The following is a 1,430-nucleotide window of genomic DNA, read 5'->3' on the forward strand; positions in this document are numbered from 1 at the left end:
AGTGAGTCTCAATGATGGTGTCAAGCCGATTGAGTGACTGGTGGGGTAGGCGTGAAGTGCCTCTTGTCACGGAGCATGGCCCAGAGGACGTCGACACGGCGGCGTGCGAGGGCGAGCAGTGCCTGGGTATGGGTCAGTCCCTCGGCGCGTTTCTTGAGGTAGTAGTCCCGGGACGGCCCGGGGCGCATCATGGCGGTTTGGGCGGCCATGTAGAACACGTGTCGTAGGCGGCGGTGGTAGCGCTTGGGCCGGTGATGGTTGCCGGTCCGGCGGCCGGAGTCGCGCGGCACCGGGGCCAGTCCCGCGTGGGCGGCCAGGCGGCCGGCGTCTGCGTAGCTGGACAGGTCTCCGACTATGGCGAGAAGCTCGGCCCCGAGGACAGGCCCCATACCGGGCAGGGACTCGATGATTTCGGCGCGCTCGTCGAGGCGGAACGCTTCGCGGATCTCCCGGTCGGTGTCTTTGATCCATTCGTCGAGCATGAGGAGCTGGTGGGCGAGGTCGCACACGAGTCTGGCGGCTCGCTTTTCGCCCGGTAAAGCTGTCACCTGGGATCGGGCAGCTTCGAGCGCACGGGCGGCGACCTCATCTGCACTGCGGACCGCGCGTCGTGCCAGCCAGTCCGCGAGCTGCTTGACGCCGGCTCGCTGCAAGGCGGCCGGGGTCTGGTACTCGGTCAGCATGACGACCGGTCCTTTGGCCGCTGAGTAGTCGAAGGCCCGCTCCAGAGCGGGACAGATGCCCACCAGGGCATCGCGCAGGCGGTTGATCAGCCGTACCCGGTCGGCGATGAGATCGGCTCGATGCGCGGTGAGCAACTGCAGATCAGCCACGGTCTCGTTCGGCAAGTTCAGGGGCGTGAAGTCCCGGCGCATACGCGCGGTGTCGGCGATGACCAGGGCGTCCTTGGCATCGGTCTTCCCTTCGCCGCGGTAGGCGCCGGACATTCGGTTGACCGTTCGTCCAGGCACATACACCACGCTCTGACCGTGGGCGATTAACAGTGCAAGCAGCAACGTCGAGGCCCGGCCGGAGATGTCAACCGCCCATCGAACCTCGTCAGCCATCTCGCACGCTGCAACGATCAGGTCCAGGATCTCGTCCTCACCGTTGACGACCTTCCTCGAGAGCACCCTTTCTCCGGTGGCGTTGACTCCGACAGCCCAGTGATGCGCCTTACCAGCGTCGATGCCGACCCAGACCTGATCATGACGTTCCGTCACCGTCGTCGCTCCGTTCCCCAGCAAGCAGCACCTTCAGCGTCCGGGGACACTCCGCCGCCAAGCCCTTAACCAGCGATGACCGCAATTCTCAATCAGCAGCCGGAGCCTCCCGGAGAACTGGGCAGCCACTCACTCGGAGCCACAAACGGCAGGTCACCATCAGCTACACCCAGTCCTCCCGGACCACCACCATTCTTAAGGGGTCAC

The 1,430-nt window shown here is 65.4% G+C and carries 1 protein-coding gene; it reads right to left on the bottom strand.

The window, feature by feature from the left end:
• Positions 1 to 20: 20 nt before the first annotated feature.
• Entirely contained in the window at positions 21 to 1,223 is a 1,203-nt protein-coding gene (locus ACIBK3_RS46765; RefSeq protein WP_399374777.1) for an IS110 family transposase, read from the bottom strand.
• Between the last annotated feature and the right edge of the window lie 207 nt (positions 1,224 to 1,430).

Source organism: Streptomyces sp. NPDC050287, assembly GCF_044459385.1.
GTDB lineage: Bacteria > Actinomycetota > Actinomycetes > Streptomycetales > Streptomycetaceae > Streptomyces.